This window comes from Ancylobacter dichloromethanicus (assembly GCF_018390645.1).
GTDB classification, from domain to species: domain Bacteria; phylum Pseudomonadota; class Alphaproteobacteria; order Rhizobiales; family Xanthobacteraceae; genus Ancylobacter; species Ancylobacter dichloromethanicus.
Genome location: NZ_JAHBGC010000037.1, coordinates 1 through 1,369 on the forward strand (window position 1 = coordinate 1; position 1,369 = coordinate 1,369).

Genomic DNA, 1,369 nt, shown 5'->3' on the forward strand with positions numbered 1-1,369 from the left:
ATATAAAACATGGTGTTGAAGGCTGCGAGGGGCGCGTTTCATGGATCACCCAGAGGGTGCGGGCTTGCAACGGGCAGATCGGGTGGATTTCGACCCTCGCGTGCGGCTGGAATTTCGCGGCACGCAGCTCAGTTCCGACGGCGGCCTTCTGGTGATGCGCGAGCTTGATGACGCGCTCGGGTTGTCCGATTTGGCGTCAGCGGCGCTGCGCGATACTCGCTCTGGCAAGAACACGGTCCATCGGCTCGACGGCCTGTTCCGGCAATCAGTCTTTGGGCGGCTGGCCGGATACGAGGATGTCAACGACGCCAACCGTCTCGCCTGCGATCCGGTCATGCGCCAAGTTGTCGGCGGCAGAGCGGTCGATGCACAAGCGGCCTCGGCATCGCAGATGGGACGGTTCGAGACCGAGACGCTGGCTCTGGCCGGGAACCGTGCCGCGCTGGCCGACCTGAACGGGCAATGGATCGACCGGTTCCATGACCGTAACGGGCTGAAGTACATCGTTCTGGACATGGACAGCTCGGTCAGCCCGACCCATGGCGACCAGGAAGGGTCCGCCTGGAATGGCCATTTCGACTGTAGCTGCTATCACCCCAACTTTCTGTTCAACCAGTTCGGGATGCTGGAACGCTGCGCCCTGCGCCATGGCAACGTCCACAGCGCCGATGGCTGGCGTGATGTTCTCGACCCCGTCATTGCGCGCTACGCGGAGCGCGACCTTGGTGGCAGGTTCTTCCGGGCCGATGCTGCCTACGCGATCCCGGCGATCTATGAGCGATTGGAAGAAGCGCGGTTCTTCTACGCCATCCGGCTGCCCGCAAACGCGGTCCTCAAGGACAAGATCGCGCATCGGCTAACGCGCCCTGTCGGGCGGCCGTCACTGACCAAGGTCAAGCGGTTCTTCGAGGAATTCGAGTATCAGGCGGCGTCCTGGGACAAGGAACGCCGGGTGATCGCCAAGATCGAATGGCATCCGGGCGAACTGTTCCCGCGTGTCGGCTTCATCGTCACCAACCTGCCGATGGAGCCGGACTGGGTGGTGCGGTTCTACAACCAGCGCGGCACCGCCGAGCAGCACATCAAAGAGGGCAAATACGCCTTTCGCTGGACGCGGCTGTCGTGCCGGAAGTTCCGCGACAATGAGGTGCGGCTGCAACTGCACGCCCTGGCGTACAACCTGGCCACCTTCTTGCGCTGCATCGAGCTGCCCGAGGCCATGGCCGACTGGTCGTTGACCAGCCTGCAACTGAAGCTGATCAAGATCGGGGCACGTGTGGTCCGTCACGCCCGCACCATCACCTTCCAGCTGGCCGAGGTCGCTGTCACCGGCACGATGGTACGCGCCATCCTCGCCGCTATCCGCCGA

At 63.3% G+C, this 1,369-nt stretch carries 1 protein-coding gene; it reads left to right on the forward strand.

Annotated features, from left to right (window positions below; all coding sequences use genetic code 11):
• Positions 1-40 precede the first annotated feature (40 nt).
• Positions 41-1,369: IS1380-like element IS1247 family transposase (locus KHC23_RS16315; protein WP_213373758.1), on the forward strand; the 1,329-nt coding region annotated here is incomplete at its 3' end.